The organism is Nocardia sp. NPDC056100 (assembly GCF_042266325.1).
GTDB lineage: Bacteria > Actinomycetota > Actinomycetes > Mycobacteriales > Mycobacteriaceae > Nocardia.
Window position 1 is genome coordinate 347899 of record NZ_JBHJVY010000001.1, and the last position, 16480, is coordinate 364378.

At 67.1% G+C, this 16480-nt stretch carries 23 protein-coding genes; 11 read left to right on the forward strand and 12 right to left on the reverse strand.

Translation table 11 applies throughout. The features are described 5' to 3' along the window. Nucleotides 1–11: 11 nt before the first annotated feature. Together ACFC0O_RS01655 and ACFC0O_RS01660 are read right to left on the reverse strand one after the other, a co-directional pair. A complete protein-coding gene (locus tag ACFC0O_RS01655; protein WP_364635405.1) occupies nt 12–416 on the reverse strand; it encodes a hypothetical protein in 405 nt (134 codons plus the stop codon). A gap of 114 nt (nt 417–530) precedes the next feature. Next, on the reverse strand, nt 531–1550 hold the full coding sequence (locus ACFC0O_RS01660; protein WP_375952858.1) for a DUF3089 domain-containing protein: 1020 nt from the start codon (nt 1548–1550) through the stop codon (nt 531–533). Nucleotides 1551–1614: 64 nt separating this feature from the next. On the opposite strand from ACFC0O_RS01660, the gene ACFC0O_RS01665 reads away from it, so the two are divergent. Together ACFC0O_RS01665 and ACFC0O_RS01670 are read left to right on the forward strand one after the other, a co-directional pair. Further along, nucleotides 1615–2220 carry a TetR/AcrR family transcriptional regulator gene (locus ACFC0O_RS01665; RefSeq protein ID WP_375952861.1) on the forward strand — a complete coding sequence of 202 codons (606 nt, stop codon included), beginning with the start codon at nt 1615–1617 and terminating at the stop codon, nt 2218–2220. Nucleotide 2221: 1 nt separating this feature from the next. Further along, nucleotides 2222–3067: a dienelactone hydrolase family protein gene (locus ACFC0O_RS01670; RefSeq protein ID WP_375952864.1), complete on the forward strand. Its 846-nt coding sequence runs from the start codon at nt 2222–2224 to the stop codon at nt 3065–3067. Here ACFC0O_RS01670 and ACFC0O_RS01675 read toward each other — a convergent pair. After that, the gene (locus ACFC0O_RS01675) at nt 3064–4071 is read right to left on the reverse strand and encodes an LLM class flavin-dependent oxidoreductase (RefSeq protein WP_375952867.1); all 1008 of its coding nucleotides are present in this window, start codon (nt 4069–4071) and stop codon (nt 3064–3066) included. The two genes, ACFC0O_RS01670 and ACFC0O_RS01675, sit on opposite strands and share 4 nt — an antisense overlap. A gap of 199 nt (nt 4072–4270) precedes the next feature. Between ACFC0O_RS01675 and ACFC0O_RS01680 the strand changes: the two genes are divergently transcribed. Continuing rightward, nucleotides 4271–4639: a hypothetical protein gene (locus ACFC0O_RS01680; protein WP_364635420.1), complete on the forward strand. Its 369-nt coding sequence runs from the start codon at nt 4271–4273 to the stop codon at nt 4637–4639. A gap of 11 nt (nt 4640–4650) precedes the next feature. Here ACFC0O_RS01680 and ACFC0O_RS01685 read toward each other — a convergent pair whose 3' ends face one another. Next, a complete protein-coding gene (locus ACFC0O_RS01685) occupies nt 4651–5010 on the reverse strand; it encodes a hypothetical protein (protein WP_364635423.1) in 360 nt (119 codons plus the stop codon). Nucleotides 5011–5144: 134 nt separating this feature from the next. Continuing rightward, a complete protein-coding gene (locus tag ACFC0O_RS01690) occupies nt 5145–5639 on the reverse strand; it encodes a carboxymuconolactone decarboxylase family protein (RefSeq protein WP_375952871.1) in 495 nt (164 codons plus the stop codon). A gap of 265 nt (nt 5640–5904) precedes the next feature. Between ACFC0O_RS01690 and ACFC0O_RS01695 the strand changes: the two genes are divergently transcribed. Further along, nucleotides 5905–6165 (forward strand): GlsB/YeaQ/YmgE family stress response membrane protein, encoded by a 261-nt coding sequence (locus ACFC0O_RS01695; protein ID WP_364635428.1) that lies wholly within the window; start codon nt 5905–5907, stop codon nt 6163–6165. On the opposite strand, the gene ACFC0O_RS01700 is transcribed toward ACFC0O_RS01695, so the two are convergent. Both ACFC0O_RS01700 and ACFC0O_RS01705 read right to left on the reverse strand, forming a co-directional pair. Further along, nucleotides 6125–6415, reverse strand: a complete 291-nt coding sequence (locus ACFC0O_RS01700) for a hypothetical protein (RefSeq protein ID WP_375952874.1) — start codon at nt 6413–6415, stop codon at nt 6125–6127. The two genes, ACFC0O_RS01695 and ACFC0O_RS01700, sit on opposite strands and share 41 nt — an antisense overlap. Before the next feature lie 97 nt (nt 6416–6512). Further along, on the reverse strand, nt 6513–7370 hold the full coding sequence (locus ACFC0O_RS01705; protein ID WP_375952877.1) for an alpha/beta fold hydrolase: 858 nt from the start codon (nt 7368–7370) through the stop codon (nt 6513–6515). A gap of 133 nt (nt 7371–7503) precedes the next feature. Here ACFC0O_RS01705 and ACFC0O_RS01710 point away from each other — a divergent pair, with 133 nt between their 5' ends. Both ACFC0O_RS01710 and ACFC0O_RS01715 read left to right on the forward strand, forming a co-directional pair. Next, complete coding sequence (locus ACFC0O_RS01710; protein ID WP_375952879.1) at nt 7504–8727, forward strand: PucR family transcriptional regulator; 1224 nt, start codon at nt 7504–7506, stop codon at nt 8725–8727. A gap of 33 nt (nt 8728–8760) precedes the next feature. Continuing rightward, nucleotides 8761–9402, forward strand: a complete 642-nt coding sequence (locus ACFC0O_RS01715; RefSeq protein WP_375952882.1) for an antibiotic biosynthesis monooxygenase family protein — start codon at nt 8761–8763, stop codon at nt 9400–9402. Here ACFC0O_RS01715 and ACFC0O_RS01720 read toward each other — a convergent pair whose 3' ends face one another. Next, nucleotides 9403–10251, reverse strand: coding sequence for a phytanoyl-CoA dioxygenase family protein (locus tag ACFC0O_RS01720; protein ID WP_375952885.1), 849 nt, complete (start codon nt 10249–10251; stop codon nt 9403–9405). It abuts the gene before it with no gap. 46 nt (nt 10252–10297) lie between these two features. Between ACFC0O_RS01720 and ACFC0O_RS01725 the strand changes: the two genes are divergently transcribed. Further along, on the forward strand, nt 10298–10918 hold the full coding sequence (locus ACFC0O_RS01725; RefSeq protein ID WP_375952888.1) for a TetR/AcrR family transcriptional regulator: 621 nt from the start codon (nt 10298–10300) through the stop codon (nt 10916–10918). On the opposite strand, the gene ACFC0O_RS01730 is transcribed toward ACFC0O_RS01725, so the two are convergent. Further along, nucleotides 10890–11579, reverse strand: coding sequence for a class I SAM-dependent DNA methyltransferase (locus tag ACFC0O_RS01730; RefSeq protein ID WP_375952891.1), 690 nt, complete (start codon nt 11577–11579; stop codon nt 10890–10892). The genes ACFC0O_RS01725 and ACFC0O_RS01730 overlap by 29 nt on opposite strands. 185 nt (nt 11580–11764) lie before the next feature. Here ACFC0O_RS01730 and ACFC0O_RS01735 point away from each other — a divergent pair, with 185 nt between their 5' ends. The 3 genes from ACFC0O_RS01735 (at nt 11765) to ACFC0O_RS01745 (ending at nt 13963) form a co-directional block, all read left to right on the forward strand. Next, a complete protein-coding gene (locus ACFC0O_RS01735; protein WP_364635449.1) occupies nt 11765–11932 on the forward strand; it encodes a hypothetical protein in 168 nt (55 codons plus the stop codon). A 166-nt stretch (nt 11933–12098) separates the two neighbouring features. Then, the gene (locus ACFC0O_RS01740) at nt 12099–13103 is read left to right on the forward strand and encodes a saccharopine dehydrogenase NADP-binding domain-containing protein (protein WP_375952894.1); all 1005 of its coding nucleotides are present in this window, start codon (nt 12099–12101) and stop codon (nt 13101–13103) included. A gap of 5 nt (nt 13104–13108) precedes the next feature. Continuing rightward, complete coding sequence (locus tag ACFC0O_RS01745; RefSeq protein WP_364635455.1) at nt 13109–13963, forward strand: NAD(P)H-binding protein; 855 nt, start codon at nt 13109–13111, stop codon at nt 13961–13963. Between the two features lie 29 nt (nt 13964–13992). Here the strand turns inward: ACFC0O_RS01745 and ACFC0O_RS01750 are convergent, their stop codons facing one another. Both ACFC0O_RS01750 and ACFC0O_RS01755 read right to left on the reverse strand, forming a co-directional pair. Further along, nucleotides 13993–14160: a hypothetical protein gene (locus ACFC0O_RS01750; protein WP_364635458.1), complete on the reverse strand. Its 168-nt coding sequence runs from the start codon at nt 14158–14160 to the stop codon at nt 13993–13995. 215 nt (nt 14161–14375) lie between these two features. After that, nucleotides 14376–15023: a maleylpyruvate isomerase family mycothiol-dependent enzyme gene (locus ACFC0O_RS01755; protein ID WP_375952898.1), complete on the reverse strand. Its 648-nt coding sequence runs from the start codon at nt 15021–15023 to the stop codon at nt 14376–14378. Between the two features lie 67 nt (nt 15024–15090). Here ACFC0O_RS01755 and ACFC0O_RS01760 point away from each other — a divergent pair, with 67 nt between their 5' ends. Next, nucleotides 15091–16038 carry a MerR family transcriptional regulator gene (locus tag ACFC0O_RS01760; protein ID WP_375952901.1) on the forward strand — a complete coding sequence of 316 codons (948 nt, stop codon included), beginning with the start codon at nt 15091–15093 and terminating at the stop codon, nt 16036–16038. Nucleotides 16039–16085: 47 nt separating this feature from the next. Here the strand turns inward: ACFC0O_RS01760 and ACFC0O_RS01765 are convergent, their stop codons facing one another. Further along, the gene (locus ACFC0O_RS01765) at nt 16086–16436 is read right to left on the reverse strand and encodes a hypothetical protein (RefSeq protein WP_375952903.1); all 351 of its coding nucleotides are present in this window, start codon (nt 16434–16436) and stop codon (nt 16086–16088) included. Nucleotides 16437–16480: the final 44 nt, after the last annotated feature.

Below are 16480 nucleotides of genomic sequence, written 5' to 3' on the forward strand. Positions count from 1 at the left end.
AGCGCCGCCGCTCAGTCCTTTTCGGTGGGGTCGATGCGGCGGCGGGCCAGCTGGGTGATGCCGTTGTAGCCGTAGCTCTCACCGTCGAGTTCGTAGAGGGCCACGTAGGCCGCGCCGGGCAGTGCGCCCAGGCGGGTGTTCAACGCGTCGTAGGCGTGATCGATGAAGGCGGCCTTCTCCTGGGATGTGTTGGTGCCCGCGGTGATACTGACCTCGAGGTGAGCGCCGGTGACTCCGGTGAGCCTGCTCGCGCCCACGAACCAGCGGTCGGCCGGGACCAGGTTCAGGTGCACGACGGTGACCTCGGGCTCCTTGAGGAGATCCTTCTCCAGCAGGGCGGTGATATCGGCGGCGAGCGCCGCCTGGGTGTCCGGTGCGAGTTCCGGATCGGCAATGGTGATGCGCACGAACGGCATTGGTACGACTCCTGCTCCAAGGGGTGGGCCTTCGAATCTAGAACGATTCGACGGCCTCCCCCGGGCGCAGAACACGCCAGGATGCGGTCCCGGTGCGCCAACCGGCCGAATCGCTCAGCGGCGCTGATAGGCCAGGCTCTGTGCGGCGACCAGATCGACCAGATCCTGCTGTGCGAGATTGGTATCGAGCAGATGGGTACCCCAGGTCTGATCCGGGACCGCGGGCAGCAGTCCCGCGCCGGGGCCTTCGACCAGTAGGACGTGCGGTCCGTCTCCGGTGGTGCACCGCGCGTGCAGGGTATCGAATTCACGGCCCGCGACCACCGCGTGTATTGGGGCATCGGCATTGTCCCGCAAGGACGCCGGGTTCGTGCAGAGCACCTCGTAGCCGGGGCCGTAGGGCAGGGTGCCGCGCACCTCGGAGACGTCCGGGGTCGCGGGTGAGCGGCCGAAGCGGGTGTTCGCCGGGGGCGTGCGCGTGAAGGAGGAGTAGGCGATGACGCAGCCGGTTTGCGCCACCTCGGTGCACGCCGGAACGGTCGGGAAGTCTCCGCCCGTCGTCGAGCCCTTGGCGACCAGGACGTCACCACCGATCAGCAGGGCCGAAACCAATTGCGCCCGCACCGGTTTCCCGTCGATCTCATTGCGAATCAGGGAGCGCAGCATGCGAGTGCCCTGCGAATGGCCGATGAGCACGACACCGCGGCCGCCATTGTGGTTGGCCAGGTAGTCGTTCCACGCGTTCACCACATCCTGGTACGCGAGATCCCGTGCGGCGGCGACGCCTTCGGCGGGCGGGTTGAACAGCGCTTTGAGCGTCACCTGGCGGTACACCGGAGCCCACACATTGCAGTCGGCATCGAAGGGTCCGGCCTGCATGCCCGCGACCGTCCGCAACTCCGCCGAGGTGGCGAAGTCCGCGTTCGTCGACTGTTCGAGCGAGGCGGTCGGATAGACGTAGAAGCAGTCGATCGGTGCGCCCGAGCGGCCGCCGCACGGATCGCCCGACTGCCCGGGACGGCACAGCCAGGTGGTGCCGGAGTCGGCCGCGGCGGGCGGGGCGGCGACCAGGAACGCCGAGACGAGGGTGAGGATCGCACCGCTCAGGACGGACGCTACGGCGGGGATGCGCATTTCAACACCAAACCCCTTGCCGCCCTTGTTGGCAAGTACCGCCGATTGATACATAATCACCGTTATGCCAAAACAGGTCGATGTGGTGGAACAGCGCCGGACCATCGCCGCCGCGGCGGTCGCGGTGATCGGAACCGCCGGGATCGACGGGACGCGATTACGCGATGTGGCCGCCGCCGCGAATGTCACCACGGGCGCGGTCACGCACTATTTCGACGGTAAGGACGCGGTGCTGGAGGCCGCGCTCGAAGAGGTCGTGCGGCGGGTGCTCGAACGACCCGAGACCGACTCCCCCGCCGATGTCCGGGCCTGTATCGACATCTCCGCGAGCTATCTGCCCCTGACCGCCGAGAGCCTCGGCGAATGGCGGGTGTGGCTGGCCTTCTGGGCACGGGCCATGACCGATGAGCGATTGCGCGCGGTGCATCGGCGGTACTACACCGCGATCGTCGAGCGCATCGCAGACCGGGTCTCGACGCTGCGGACGACGCCGCCGACTCGCGCGGAGGCGATCGCCTGTGCGGACGCGGTGCTCGCGGCCGTCGACGGCGTCGGGTGCCGGACCGTGCTGGAGCCCGAGGTCTGGCCCGCCGAGCGTCAGCGACAAGCGCTTTCGATGCTGCTTCTACCCATGCTCACCGCGTTCGCGGCAGGAAATCAGGAGTTCTGAGATGGCCCAGCAGGATATGTCCGCCGATGATGCGCTGGCGGACTTCACCATTCGTGAGATCACCCTCGAAAACGTCAGCAAGCGGGTCTATCTCGCGGGAACCGGCCCGGCGGTAATCGTGATGACCGAGATGCCGGGCATCAGCCCGCATGTGGCGCGCTTCGCGCGCTGGGTGCGCGATGCCGGATTCACGGTGTACATGCCGTCGCTGTTCGGCCGGGACGGTGTGGTCGCGAGCGCGGACGAGGGCATGCGGGTCTTCCGCAAGGCCTGTGTCAGTGCGGAATTCCGCGCTTTCGCCGCCGGCGAATCCAGTCCGGTCACCGTCTGGTTGCGCGCGCTGGCGCGGTTGGCGCATGCGGAGTCCGGCGGTCCGGGCGTCGGTGCGATCGGTATGTGCTTCACCGGGAACTTCGCGCTCACCATGATGCTGGAGCCGTCCGTACTCGCGCCGGTGCTGTCCCAGCCCACGCTGCCGCTGAACGATCCGGCCGGATTGGAGATCGCGCCCGATGAGCTCGTGGCGGTGCGGGATCGGCTCGAACGCGATGACCTCACCGTGCTGGCGTATCGCTTCGCGGGCGATAAGTTCTGCCGCGCACAGCGTTTCGCGGCCTATCAGGACGCGCTGGGCGATCGGTTCGTCGGGCGGGTGCTACCCGACGAAGCCGCGAATACCGATACGGCCCCGTTCTTTTCGGTGCACGTCGACAGTCCGCACAGCGTTGTCACCGCCCACCTGATCGATGAGGCCGGACAGCCCACCATCGCCGCCCGCGATGAGATTCTCGCCTTCTTCAGGCAGCGACTCACCGTGGGCGCGGCAATGCGGCCCGGACGGGCCTAGTTGGCGACCGGTTCGCGAGCGGCCATGGTCCGCCCGGTGAGCTCCACCGAGTGGACGCGGTCTTCGATCTTCGTGGCGTGGTGGGCGAGGATGAGTTCGTCAGCGCCGATTCCGGCGGCGAAATCCTCCAGTCCGGCAACGACTTCGGCGGGCGTGCCCGCGAACGTGTAGGTGGTCATCTTGGCCAGATGTGAACCATTGGGCGTGCTCAGGAACAGATCGATCTCCTCATCGGAGAACTCCTGTGCGGCCGCACCGCGCTGGAGCATGCCGCGCGCCCGCGCGCGGTAGGCGATCTGCTTCTGCTCCTGGGCCTGCTCGTGATCGTCGGCGGCGAAGACGTTCGCCGCCGCCATCACATACGGTTCGGCGAGCTGCTCGGACGGCTTGAAACCCTCCCGGTACGCCTCGACGGCCTGGTACAGCGCGTCCGGCGCGAAATGCGAGGCGAAGGCGTAGGGCAGGCCCAGATGCGCGGCCAATTGCGCACCGAACAGCGAGGAGCCCAGAATGTACAGCGGCACAATGCCTTCCGCGCGCGGTACGGCATTGATGCCCGGAATGCGCGAATTGCCGGAGAGGTACCCCTGCAACTCCAGCACATCCTGCGGGAAGGTATCGGCGGAGGATGGATTGCGGCGCAGCGCCCGCATGGTGGCCTGATCACTGCCGGGCGCGCGGCCCAAACCGAGGTCGATGCGCCCCGGGAACAGCGATTCCAGGGTCCCGAATTGCTCGGCGATCACCAGCGGCGAATGATTCGGCAGCATGATCCCGCCCGCACCGAGCCGAATGCTCTCGGTCTGGGTGGCCACATGCCCGATCAGCACGCTGGTCGCACTCGACGCGATGGACTTCATATTGTGGTGCTCGGCGTACCAGACCCGGCGATGTCCACTGCGTTCCGCGGCCTGGGCCAGCTGCACGCTGTTGCCGAAACTGTCACGCGCGGTCTGACCGGGCGCGATAACCGCCAGGTCGAGGAGGGACAGTGCGACGGGCATCGGGGCCGCCTTTCTGATTCGGAAATATCGGCAGCGCGACGCAAAGTCCGCGCGCATACCTTTCCTTCAATTCATCTCTACCCGAAGTTATGCCCACCGGTGAGTGCCGGTCCGCTCACACCCGTCGGCACCGATGCCCGACACGCGCATTCCCGCCGGTTACGGCCCACCGGTTCGCCCAGGTGAGACCCTTGCCGCTGTGACCGACTCGCTGATGATGGCCGCGATAGAGAGCTTCTCCCAGACGGTGAATTCGCACGCCGCCGAAGCCGCCGGGCGACCGCTACCCCGGGTGCGGTGGATGTGGGATTGCTGCGCGCACTTCACCGACACCGATCCGGAATTCTGCGGCACCATCGACCCCGATATCCCCGCCATCGAGGCCAGCGCCCAGCTGCAGCAGTGGGCCATCGCGTTGAATATGGTCGAGTCGACCACCGACCGGGAAGCCGCCGAAGGCCGCCGCTCGTTCTCCGGCCACCTCGCCAATGTCCGCCTGCGGCTCACCGCCGCCGTCGAATCCCTCACCCCCACAACCGAAACCCAGCCGCTGCTGATCATGTCCTGATCGAAGAAGAGCTAGGCGAGAATGGCGAGGGTCAGGGCCGCGAGCAGCGAGAGGCCGAACGCGGCCGCGACGGCACACGCCAGGGAGAAGATCAGGCGGGGGCGCAGTGCCTGGGCGATGAAGTAGCCCGCGAGGCCGCCGAGTGCGGCCAGCACGAACCCCTCGCCCATCACCAGGTAGTAGACCGAGGCCGCGGCCGCGTTCAGCGCGTCGGCGAGTCCGGTGGCCTTGTCGCCGAACGGAATCGGGAAGCGGTAGGCGATGCCGATGATGGCCGCCGAGAGCGGTGCCGTGAGGATCGCGGCGATCAGCCCCCAGGCGGCGACGGTCCAGGGCACCAGTCCGCTGGTCCCGTCCGTTTCGATGCGCATATGTCCGCCTCCCGATTCCACGTAGCTGAATCGTAGAGTCACCGCGATCGATGTTCGCCCAGGACCGTCGCCGCGAGCACCGCCGGGCGGGTCGTGCACGACGATCCGCCCCGCTCAGCGCCGACGCGCTCGAATCAGGGCGCGGGCCAGTCGTTCTCGGTGTCCGCGACCTTGTTGACGTAGTTGGTCAGGGTTTGCAGCGCCACCAGGGCGATGATCTCCAGGATCTGTTCCTCGGTCCAGCCCGCGGCCAGCGCGGCGCTCGGATCCGCCTTACCCCGGCTCTCGGTGAGATCGCGGGCGAAGGCCACCGCGGCGGCCTCTTTGGCGTCGGCGGAGGTGCCCGCCTTCGCGGCTTCGATTTCCGCGGCGCTGAGCTTGGCGACGCGGCTGCCCGTGAAGGTGTGCGCGGCAACGCAATACCCGCAGTCATTGGCCGCGCCGACCGCGAGGGCGATGCGTTCGGAGGTGGGGGCGGGAAGCGCGCCGCGCTTCAGCGCCCCGGCCAGACCCAGGTAGCCCTCCAGTACGGCGGGCGAATTGGCCATCACCTTGGTCATATTGGGCACCCGGCCCATGCGCTTGCGCACTTCATCCAGTAGCGGGGCTGCTTCGACGGGCTTGATCATGACGGGCCTTTCCGGTGGAACCGATATGCGCGTCACCGAATCTAGGAGCGATGCGCGCGGTCACCGGGGTACGGGAGACGCCACGGTGCGGACAGTCGACGCCAGCGCGTCCAGGCGGAAGTAATGGATCGGCGGCCGTACCCGTGCCGGGCATGGCCGCCGCGATATTCGGCTACTTCGGTTGCTGGACAGTTACTATCAGTATTAATCGACCGTTCAATGACTAGGTCGAGCGGTCGTCCGGACTCGGATAGGAGAAGATCCCATGCTCGGTCTCGGAATTCTGGGTTGGATCATTATCGGTGGTCTTGCCGGGTGGATTGCCAGTAAGTTGATGAAAACCGATGCTCAGCAGGGCATCATGCTCAATATTGTCGTCGGCGTTATCGGCGGTTTGCTGGGCGGATTCCTGCTGAAGTTGCTCGGGGTCGATGTGCACGGCGGTGGATTGTGGTTCAGCTTCTTCACCTGCCTGGGCGGCGCGGTTATTCTGCTATTCCTCGTGAGCCGTTTCGCGGGACGCTGATCGAATTGCCCGGGCGCGCGCGGTGATGCTCGATGCGCACCACCGCCGCGCCCGTGGCCAGGCATAACGCACTGGTGACCAGGCCGATCAGAGACCAGTTGTCGAAGCCGGAGTCGGCGGCGGTCAGGGTGGATCCGAGGCCGAGAATTCCGAAAAGCAGCAGCGCCAGGCCCGGACCATTGACGGTATCGAGGATGGATTCTCCGGTGCGCATCCCGGCGGTGTTCGAATAGCTCGCTTGGTGACTCATCGAGGGGTTCTCCTTCGGCTGGTCGATTCCCCAACCTCTCCGGAGTGCCCGACCGCGCTCGCGCCAAACGGATCAATGTGCGCCGGTCAGCGCGTCGTCAGCGTGTCGGCGCCGTGTCGCCGCGGGACAGCCAGGCGAGAAGATCGGATTCGACTTCCTCGCGATTGATTTCATTCAGAATTTCATGCCGGGCGCCCGGATAAATCCGATAGGTGAGATCGGTCAGACCCGCCGCGCGATACCGTTCGACGAGCAGATCGCTCAGCCGCAGACCGGCGTTGAGCGGATCGCGATCGCCGACCATGACGTACACGGGCAGATCGGTCGGTACGGTTGTCGGCTCCGAAAGCCGTTGCGCCGCAACCTCGGCCAGCGCGCCCATATTGGCCGGATCGATCTCGAACCCGCACCAGGGATGCGCGATATAGGCGTCGACCTGCGCCTCATCGCGACTGAGCCAATCCGCGGTGGTCCGCACGGGCTGGAACTCGGCGTTGAACAGCTCCAGCAGATCACCGCCCGTCGCGGCGATGACCTCGAAGAGTCCGTCGACCGCTGTGCTGCCGCACAACACCACATCGTCGACCAGGGCGGAGTGGTCCAGAATGTACTGCTGCACGGCGAAGGACCCGAGACTGTGCCCGAACAGCACGAGGGGCACCCCGGCGTGCCGTTCACGCAGCAATCCGGTGAGCGTGACCAGGTCGTTCACCAGCAGATTCCACCCGTCCGCGCCGAGGTCGCCGGGTGCGCCCGCCATGCTGTGCCCGTGCCCGCGGTGATCATTGGCGTAGACCGCGTACCCGTGCTCGGTGAGCCGTTCGGCGAGGTGGCCGTAGCGCGCGGCGTACTCCCCCATACCGTGCGCGATCTGCACGATGCCGACCGGCGATCCGGTCGGCAACCATTCGCGCACATGGATTTTCACGCCGTCGCTGCTGGTGAAGGTGAACACGGTCGGCTCCTCGCAATCGTCAGGTCGCGGACGATCCTCGCAGTGCGCGGCCGCCGAGCCCATGGGTGCGCCGACAACATCGCCGCCGACCTCTTGTTCCGGCGGACAATCGCACCGGCGGTACGCTGGGCGAATGCCCGGAGAAGCGCCGCTCGAGATAATCAGGACGGTGCCGCCCGCGGCGATTGTCGAGGTCGCCGACGCACTGCTGGAGCGCATCGATGATCTCGGGTTGGCGCTGGCCCACCGATTCCAGCTCGAGCTGGAGTCCTACCGCAATGCCGCGCAGGTGCCGTTCGATTCCATTCGCATCTCCTGCACCCGCAATCTGACGCTGATGATCCGGCACTTCACCTCCACCATCCCGGTGGATCCGGAACCGCCGAAGGAGACCGGCCGCCTGCGGGCACAGCAGGGTGTGCCGCTGGCGGAAACCCTGCACGCCTTCCGCATCGGCTTCGAATTCCTCTGGTCCGAACTGGTTTCCGAGGCGCGCCGGCATCCGGGCGTCACCGATGCCATGCTGGTGGCCGTCGCCGCCGAGGTGTGGGCGCTGTCGGGTGAATACGCGGTGGCGGTGGCGACGGCCTATCGCGAGATGTCCTCCGAGCTACTGTTCCAGCGTGAGCATGAGCGCTCGGTGCTGGTCGAGGCCCTGTTCACCGGGGTGATCGCGGATCCCGCCACGCTCGGCGAGACGACCCGCATTCTCGGCCTCCCCGCCACGGGCAGATATCTGGTCGCCGCCGCCGATGTCCCCGCCACGGGCCGGGAAGCTTTGCCCGGCATCGAATCCGCGCTCCGGGTCCTCGGGGTCACCTCGGCCTGGCGGCTGCTGCCCGATCAGCAGATCGGGGTGTTGGCGGTACCCGCGGAGCAGGAGAACGCGGTGCTCAAAGCGGTGCGCAAACACCGCAGCCGGGTGGGCATCAGCCCGCCCTACGAATCGCTGCCCGAGACTCCGCAGGCCCTGCATTTCGCCCGCCTCGCCCTGGCCGGATTGCGCGGACACGCCTCCGGCGTAGCGCGTTTCGACGACAATCCGCCGGCCATGTTGATCGCCGCCGCTCCCGTCGAGGCCGCGCGCATGGTGCGGGTGGAATTGGGCGCGATCCTGGCGCTGCCGTACGAGGAACGCCATCGGCTGCTGGAAACCCTCGAAACCTGGTATGCCGCACACGGATCGGCCGCCGAAACCGGTCGTCGCCTATTCCTGCACGCCAATACGGTCCGCTATCGGCTGCGCCGGATCGAGGAGCTCACCGGGCGCACCCTCACCGACCCCGCCGATATCACCGCACTCGGTCTCGCACTGCGCGCGCACGCCCTGCTCCCCGAAACTACAGCGGGTAGTTGACCTCAACCGCGGTTGAGGCTCGAGACTGGAGCGATGACCGATACCGAAGTCACCTCCATCGATTTCTTCGACCCCGGCACCGCCCTCGACGCGCTGATCGGCGACTGGCGCGATCTCGGCGAATATCTCAGCACCACACCGGGTTTCCGCGCCGCGCGTCTGCATCGGGCACTGGAACCGGACACCCGCTTCACCGTCACGGACTACACGCTGTGGGACAGCGCCGAAACGGCGGCGGGCGCGCTCGACCATCCTCGGCGCGAAGCGTGGCTCGACCGGCTCGGCGACGGAATCCACCGCGGCACTGCCGTTTACCGCACCGTCCATGACATCGGCCCGGCGACCGAGCGCGAATTCGACGGTCCGGGCGTCACTTTCATGAACGTCTTCGAGATCGCACCGGACGCGGCGGACGCTTTCGCCGTCGGCTGGGATACGCGGGCCCGGTTCATGAGCACCGCACCGGGTTTCCGGCATGCGCGACTGCATCGCGCCCTCGACGCGACCGCCACCTTCCAATTGGTCAATATCGCGCACTGGGACACCGTCGCGCAGTGGCGCGATGCCCTGGACCGGCCGACCATGGTCGCGGCCAGGGCGCAGGCCCGCACCGTCGCGACCGCTAATCCCGCCGTTTACGAGCTCATCGCCGAGATCCTGGGTCCGGCTGCCTGACTACTCCGAGGCTTCGAGCAGTCGTTTGGGGTGCATACCGTCGACCTGGCCGATGAAGGGCGGATGGATGCTGTAGCCGAGCATGCGGCGGATGTCCTCGTCCACGGTTCGGGCGATGTGGTGCGGGGTGGACAGGGTGAACGCCTCCTGGGGCCGCAACCAGGGCTCGCAGTACTGCGCGGTGACGGCCATGCGCGGTGCGGTGGAGCGGTTCGGGCCGCCGCCGTGCCAGAGCGTGCCGAGGAAGAAGACGCAGGATCCGGCGGACATGACCACCGGCCGCCGTTCCGAATCCGGTTGCGGGAGTTGCGAACCCCACTCCTGACTGCCGGGCACGATCTCGGTCGCGCCATTGCTGTCGGTGAATTCGTCGATGGCCCAGATGGTGGCGGCGCTCAGGGCTTTGCGGGGGCGCGGCAGCGGATAGAAGCCGTCATCGGTGTGCAGCATCTGGGCGGCTTCGCCGGGCAGGATATTGATGACCTGGAGCATGGACAGCAGATAGTTCGGCATCAGCAGGCGATCGAGCAGGGCGAGCACCCGCGGATGCGCCGCCAGCCGATCACAGCTGCGGGTCTTGTTCAGCACGCTGTAGATGCGCTGGGTGGCGTGGCCTTCGAAGTTATTGCGGCCCTTGAGGTTCAGCAGCGAGTCGACATCGTCGTGAATGGCTTTCAATTCATCGTCGGTGAGCAGATCCGGCAGGATCACGTACCCATCGCGCAGTACCGCGACCAGATCGGCCTCCACCACGGCCGGATCGACAGTGCTCCCGCTGCTTTCCGTCCGGCGGTACTTGCCGGCCAGGTCACCGGCCAGATCGGTGACGGATGAGACTTCGGCGCTCACTGCGTACCTCCGTTTAACATAACTGAGTTCTGTTATGCTTCGGAGCATGGCACGGGCTCCCCTGGGACGTCAACAACTTCTCGATGCCGCCCGCGCGGAGCTGGTGGCCGCCAATGGCGTGGTCGATCTGAACGCGCTCAAACGGCGCTCCGGATTGAGCACCGGGGCGCTCTACCACCACTTCGGCTCCAAAGCCGTTCTGCTGGTGGCGATCTACGAGGAATTCCACGCCGGACTGGTGGCCGCCATCGCCGATGACACCATTGCCGATGAACACGGCTGGGGTCCGCGCGAACGCGCCCGCACCCGCAATTTCGTGGCCTACCACTTCGCCGATCCGCTGGCCGAACTGCTGCTCGGCCGAATCAGCACCGAACCCGAGGTCGCCGAGGTGGAGGCCGCCACGCTGGCACGCATCATCGAATCGGCGGGCCGCAATATCCGCTCGGGTCAGGAATCGGGCGAACTGGACCCGAGCATCGATCCGGAACTGGCCGGGGCCTGCGTTATGGGCGCACTGCGGCACGGTATCGCCGAACAGCTGCGCCGCCACCCCCGGCCCGCGGTCGAGGACGCCACCGAGGCGCTGTGGCGCTTCATCGCCGCGGCGGTCGGGGTCGAGGCCGTCGCGTCCGCGATCAGTCCAGCGTCCACACCAGCGCCATAGTGAACGGATGACCGCGCAGCTCGGCCCATTTGGGTTTGCGCGCCAGCCACGCGTCATCCACCACCGCCTCGGCGACCTCGGTCAATCGCCATCCGGCGGCCACGCCCGCGGTCACGTGCTCGCCGAACATGTGCAGATGTGTGCTGATGGCAAGGGGCGCACCGGATTCGGGCGTGTAGTGGGTGGGCATACCGGTCACCATCATGAATTGCGGGTGGTAGGCGACCAGGACGAAGGTCGCGCCGGGAGCCGCGAGTCTGCGCGCCTCGCGATAGAAGGGCTCCAACTCCGGCAGGTGCTCGTCGATCAGCGATGAGATCACCAGATCGTATGCGCCGCCGGGTAATCCGGTCGCACGCACATCGCCCAGTGTGAGCGTGGTGTGCGCACCGCGTTCCCGCGCGCGGTCCAGCATTCCCGCACTGAGGTCGATGCCGTCGATATGGGTGACGCCCCGCGCGCGCAACCAGCCGCCGGTGCGCCCGGTCCCGCAGCCCAGATCCACCGCTCGCCCGCTCCAGCGCACCCGCACCCGATCCAGCAGCGCCAGATCCATCTCATCCATGACGGTGCGGTCGTAGGTCGGCGCCCAGCCGTCGTAGCCGTCGGCCACCCCGACGGTCGGATAGTTGCGGCGGTCGAAGTCGGCGAAGGTCGGCATGGCGGCAGTATTCCGTGTCGAATGGGTCTCGAGCCAAGTAATTTTCGGCCAGCCGCGTCGAAACCCGATGAACCGCAGCGATAGCGCCTAACCTGGGGTTTGTTTCAACTCGACCAAAACGGGAATGGCTGCTTTGCCCAACTGTCCTCGGCAGTCATACGCGCAGAACGCAGGAGCAACCCAGCGTGAGCAGGAAAGCGAACACCCCGCAACTCGATCTCGACGATACGACCCAGAAGACCCTCAGCGGCGCGGACGCCTGTTGGCCCGAACCGAGTCCGCTGGCGTCATGGTGGGAAGAAGTGATGTTCGACGGCGCGGACGCCGGCAGCCGCCGGCGCGATATCGCCTGAAGCCAAACGCACGAACCTGATTCGATCACGGCCCGCTCCGGATCAACGGCGGGCCGTGGGCTCGCACGGCCGAACGTGAATGCGGCACAACCGAACTTGTCGGTGGGCGGGCCTACGCTCGATGGGCAGATTCGCATTTGCCCAGCAGCGTAAAGAGTTGATCTTCATGACTGTATTTGCCGTTTATGGGGCCACCGGCCATACCGGTCGCCTGGTTTCCGCCGAACTACTCGCCCGGGGCGCCGATGTCATTGTCTCCGGGCGGGATTCGGGCGCGCTCAACGCGCTCGAAGCAACCCGTGCTATGCCCGCCGCGGTGGATGATCCCGTCGCACTGCGCGCACTGGCCGAGGCCGCCGACGTGCTCATTCACTGCGCCGGGCCCTTCGCCGACACCGGCTTGCCGCTCGCCACGGCCGCGGTCGAGGGCGGCTGTCACTATGTCGATCACGCGGTCGAGGTGCACCACGTCAAGCGTTTGTTCGACGATTTTCCCGATCGCGCGCAGCGCGCCGGGGTCACCCTGCTGCCGAGCGTGAGTTTCTACGGCGGACTGGGTGATCTGCTCGCGGGTGCGGTGGCGCGGGATATTCCGGATATCGACCGCATCACCGTGGCGTACGCGGTGAGCAATTGGATGATGACGCACGGTGCGGTGGAAACCGCGCGGCTGCTTTTCGCGGATACCGACCGGATCGGATTTTTCGACGGACAACAGCAGTACGGATTCGTGGAGCCGCGCAGCGCGATCTTCGCCTTCCCGCCTCCGGTCGGCCCGCGGCCGATGATCGCCCCGGTGCCCTTCCCGGAGGCGGTCACCATTCCCCGGCACACCCGCACCCGGGCGGTGGAGGCGCAACTCACCGCCGCCACCTTCGCCGAGGAGCAGGCGTTCGCCAGCGAACAGGTGGCACCCGAAGCCCGCGCCGACAGCGAATTCACCATCACCGCACAGGTACTGGCCGGACCCGGATCGGCCGCCGGGAATCTCCGGGGCCACAATCTCTGGCGCGCCGCGGCGCTGGCATCGGTGGAGGCGGCGGTCCGGCTCGCCGGGGGCGCGGCCAAGGCCGGAGTGTCCAGTCCCGCCGAGGCTTTCGACGCGACCGAATTCCTCACCGCCCTCGCGACGAGCGGGGCATTCACCCTCGACCTGCCCGGGAAGGCGTGAACACCATGACAACGGAACCGATTCTCGTCACCGGCGCGGCCGGGGGCACCCAGGGCGGCACCGGCCGCCGGGTCGCCGAATCCCTGCTGCACGCGGGATTGCCGGTGCGCGCCTTCGTCCATCACGATGACGCCCGCGCCGCCGAATTGAAGGATCTCGGGGCCGAGATCGCACTGGGCGATCTCCGGGAGATCGCCACGGTGCTACCCGCCACCGAGGGTGTGCGGCGCGCGTATTTCACCTATCCGGTGACCGCCGGAATGCTGGACGCCACCGCCGTTTTCGCGGCGGCCGCCCGCGAGTCCGCGATGGAGCGCGTGGTCGCGGTATCCCAGCTCGGTTCCGCGCATAACGCGGGCACGCCGCATATGCGCAGGCACTGGGTCGCCGAACAGGTCCTCGATCGCGCCGAGATCGGCGCGGTGCACCTGCGGGCGGCGGTGTTCTTCGAGAACCTGCGCGTCGCCATCGGCGACAGCGGTGTGCTCGCGCTACCCCTCGGATCCCCGGATACTGTGCTGCCCTTGATCGCGGCCGAGGATGTCGCGGGTGTCGGCAGCGGTGTGCTGCGCACCGGCGAATCCGTCGACCCCGTGCTGTGGCTGGCGGGCGAGGTCATGACCGTCGGCGAGGCCGCCGAAATCCTCGGCGTCCCCTACGAACACGTCGATGCCGACGAATGGTCCGGAACCGCGCTGACGCGCTACCGCGATCCGGTCGCGGTGGAGCATCTCACCCACCTCTGGACCATGTTCGCCGCCATCGGCTCCGGTCATGAACTCTTCCGAGTCACCGAAACCATCGAGCGGTACACCGGCAGACCACCGATCACGCTGCGCGAGTACCTATCCCGCGAATAATCGCGAGTAGCCGACTCGCGAAAGCGCGGTCAGGCCGCCTGCTGATCGTTGCCCGTCCCGGCCCCGGGATCGTCGTACATGGCACGGTGCATCGCGCACCGATGCGCCGGTCCCGGGCGGCAGAAGGCCGGGTCCAGCCGCTGTACGAAGGTGAGGTTGTCACGCCGCCAGCAATCCACACACACCGGCTCGTTCATGGCGTCCTCCTAGGTCTCGTGCGCGAGAGGCCCCATTGCCTCGTCACGAAAGGCCACAGTGCAGTAGTTCCCCGGCACGTACGCACTCACGCGTGACGTGTCCATCCGCTCACCGCGAAGCGGCCGAATCGTTATCCCGCAACCTGATTCAGGTCATGTCAACCTGTTCACTGATTGTGCGGGACCGGAGCCGAAACCGCTTCTCCAACAGCGAATCAGCCCACGGCGGCCCGTTGGATCAGCTCCGCCGCACCCGGTCCGGTGAGCGCGTGCACGCGCGCGGATCTGCCGGTGGCGAGCAGTAGCAGATCGGCGGTGGAGCCCTCGACGAGCGCACCGCTGCCCGCGGACCAGCCGGAATCGGTGGCGAGGAGATGGAAACCGGACAGTCGTTGTTCGGAGCGGAACAGCCAGCCGGTGGACCACACCCGTTCGATCGCGAGTCGCGCTGCGGCCGTTGGCATTTCCACCGTGCGGCCGAGCGGGATGGCGATGTCCTGGATGTGCACGAGCACATCCATCAGACGATCCGCCGGGGTGGTTCCGGGCGCGGTGGTGCGCATCGGAATCGCGGCGCGCAACTGCGCCACCAATTCCGGTGCGCCGACACGGTCGGCGTGCCGGATGCCGGTATCGCGGGCCAGCCGGGTGATGCTGCCGCGCGCGCGAATCAGATTGATCAGCAGCACCCAGAATTCCGGATTGCTGGAGAGCACCACGTGCGCGACCACATCGCGCACGCGCCAGTCCGCGCACAGCGAGGGATGATCCCAATCCGGTGCGGAGAGTGATTCGAGCAGTTCCACCAGGGTGACGCGCTGGGCGGCGACGGCCCGCCAGATTTCGTCGTCGGTCATGGACATCGTTGAGTTCCTTTCGGTTCGGCGTCGGTACCGTAGGAACTCCACCCGGGTGGAGGTTCAAGACATCGTGACCCACGACACACAGCGCGGCCTGGTGAGCATCGGTGAGCTGGCGGAGCTGACCGGGGTTCCGGTGCGCACCATTCGCTTCTACTGCGATAACGAGGTGCTCGACTTCGCGCGCAGTTCGGGCGGTCACCGCATGTTCGACGGCGCGCACGCCGCCGATCGACTGCTGCTGGTGCGCAGACTGCGCGCACTGGGCATGGGATTGACCATGATTCGCGCCGTGCTCACCGGTGAGCGCTCACTGGCCGAGGCGGTGGCCGCCGAACGCGCGGCGGTCGATATCGAACTCGACGCGCTCAGCTGGAGGCGAGCGAGTCTGCGCGCCATCGAGGACGCGAATCCGGCGCAGCGCGCGGCGCGACTCGAATTGCTCACCGCGGTACAGGACGGAGCCGCCGCACATGACACGCTGGTCGCGTTCTGGCGACGGGTGCTCGGTCCGGTACCCGCGGAGATGTTCGAGGGCTTCCTGGAGATGAATGTGCCCGACCGGCTGCGGGATCCGACACCGGAGCAGGTGCTCGGCTACGCCGAACTGGTCAGGCTGGTCACCGATCAGCAATTCAGGATCGTTGTGGCACAGCAGCTCTGGCGCTCGGATCGCTATACGCTGTGCGATCGCGCCGGTTTGATCGCCGGGGCCGGAGAAGCCTGCGGTATGGCCGAGACCCTGATCGACTCGGGTGTCGAACCCACCGCCGGGGCGGCCCTCGACCGCTATGTCGCCGCGCACGCCGCCGCGCGAAATATCCGGGACACACCGGAATTCCGGATCAAGCTCAGCCACGGACGCTATGACGCCGATCCGCGCGCACAACGCTATTGGCAGCGCACCGCCGAGATCATGGGCACCACGACCACGGCCGGTGCGGGCCAGCGCTGGCTGTTCCAGGCGCTGGACCGCACGGTGCGCCGATCGACGAGCGACCGCATGCCGCTCGCCTAGAGCACGATGTCACCGCGAATCGGTCAGGCAGCGTCACCGCGAATCGGTCAGGCGGCGGCCGCGATTCGAAGCTGTGCGACCACGACTTCGGGCTCGGCGACGTCGACGACCAGCCGGGTGAAATCAGCGCCCGACAGCTCGATGCGCACACCCTGCCCGGTGAAATGCGTATCCCAGAACTCCTTGCGCCCCTTACCCCGGAAAGTGCCGGCCGCGATCACGCCCGGGAAGAAGGTGCCCGGCGCCCGGACCCACGGCGGCCGCAGATCCACCTCGGCCTTGCGCACATCGGTGACCTGCGATAGATCGAACGTCAGATGCTCGCGCAGGGCCAGTACCCGATGCGCTCCGGTCACGTGCACCGTCACGGTCGTCCCCGTGATCTCCAGTTCGACCATCCCGCACCTCCACGCTCGTCGTTCACTGTCCTGCCCTCCACAGT

Bases quoted from the DNA above. Each gene is read 5' to 3' on its own strand.
- ACFC0O_RS01660 (WP_375952858.1), bottom strand. From the start codon at position 1,550: ATGCGCATCCCCGCCGTAGCGTCCGTCCTGAGCGGTGCGATCCTCACC.
- ACFC0O_RS01740 (WP_375952894.1), top strand. From the start codon at position 12,099: ATGACTGTATTTGCCGTTTATGGGGCCACCGGCCATACCGGTCGCCTG.
- ACFC0O_RS01755 (WP_375952898.1), bottom strand. From the start codon at position 15,023: ATGTCCATGACCGACGACGAAATCTGGCGGGCCGTCGCCGCCCAGCGC.
- ACFC0O_RS01710 (WP_375952879.1), top strand. From the start codon at position 7,504: ATGCCCGGAGAAGCGCCGCTCGAGATAATCAGGACGGTGCCGCCCGCG.
- ACFC0O_RS01745 (WP_364635455.1), top strand. From the start codon at position 13,109: ATGACAACGGAACCGATTCTCGTCACCGGCGCGGCCGGGGGCACCCAG.
- ACFC0O_RS01750 (WP_364635458.1), bottom strand. From the start codon at position 14,160: ATGAACGAGCCGGTGTGTGTGGATTGCTGGCGGCGTGACAACCTCACC.
- ACFC0O_RS01685 (WP_364635423.1), bottom strand. From the start codon at position 5,010: ATGCGCATCGAAACGGACGGGACCAGCGGACTGGTGCCCTGGACCGTC.
- ACFC0O_RS01690 (WP_375952871.1), bottom strand. From the start codon at position 5,639: ATGATCAAGCCCGTCGAAGCAGCCCCGCTACTGGATGAAGTGCGCAAG.
- ACFC0O_RS01700 (WP_375952874.1), bottom strand. From the start codon at position 6,415: ATGAGTCACCAAGCGAGCTATTCGAACACCGCCGGGATGCGCACCGGA.
- ACFC0O_RS01730 (WP_375952891.1), bottom strand. From the start codon at position 11,579: ATGCCGACCTTCGCCGACTTCGACCGCCGCAACTATCCGACCGTCGGG.
- ACFC0O_RS01765 (WP_375952903.1), bottom strand. From the start codon at position 16,436: ATGGTCGAACTGGAGATCACGGGGACGACCGTGACGGTGCACGTGACC.
- ACFC0O_RS01670 (WP_375952864.1), top strand. From the start codon at position 2,222: ATGGCCCAGCAGGATATGTCCGCCGATGATGCGCTGGCGGACTTCACC.
- ACFC0O_RS01675 (WP_375952867.1), bottom strand. From the start codon at position 4,071: ATGCCCGTCGCACTGTCCCTCCTCGACCTGGCGGTTATCGCGCCCGGT.
- ACFC0O_RS01725 (WP_375952888.1), top strand. From the start codon at position 10,298: ATGGCACGGGCTCCCCTGGGACGTCAACAACTTCTCGATGCCGCCCGC.
- ACFC0O_RS01695 (WP_364635428.1), top strand. From the start codon at position 5,905: ATGCTCGGTCTCGGAATTCTGGGTTGGATCATTATCGGTGGTCTTGCC.
- ACFC0O_RS01665 (WP_375952861.1), top strand. From the start codon at position 1,615: ATGCCAAAACAGGTCGATGTGGTGGAACAGCGCCGGACCATCGCCGCC.
- ACFC0O_RS01655 (WP_364635405.1), bottom strand. From the start codon at position 416: ATGCCGTTCGTGCGCATCACCATTGCCGATCCGGAACTCGCACCGGAC.
- ACFC0O_RS01715 (WP_375952882.1), top strand. From the start codon at position 8,761: ATGACCGATACCGAAGTCACCTCCATCGATTTCTTCGACCCCGGCACC.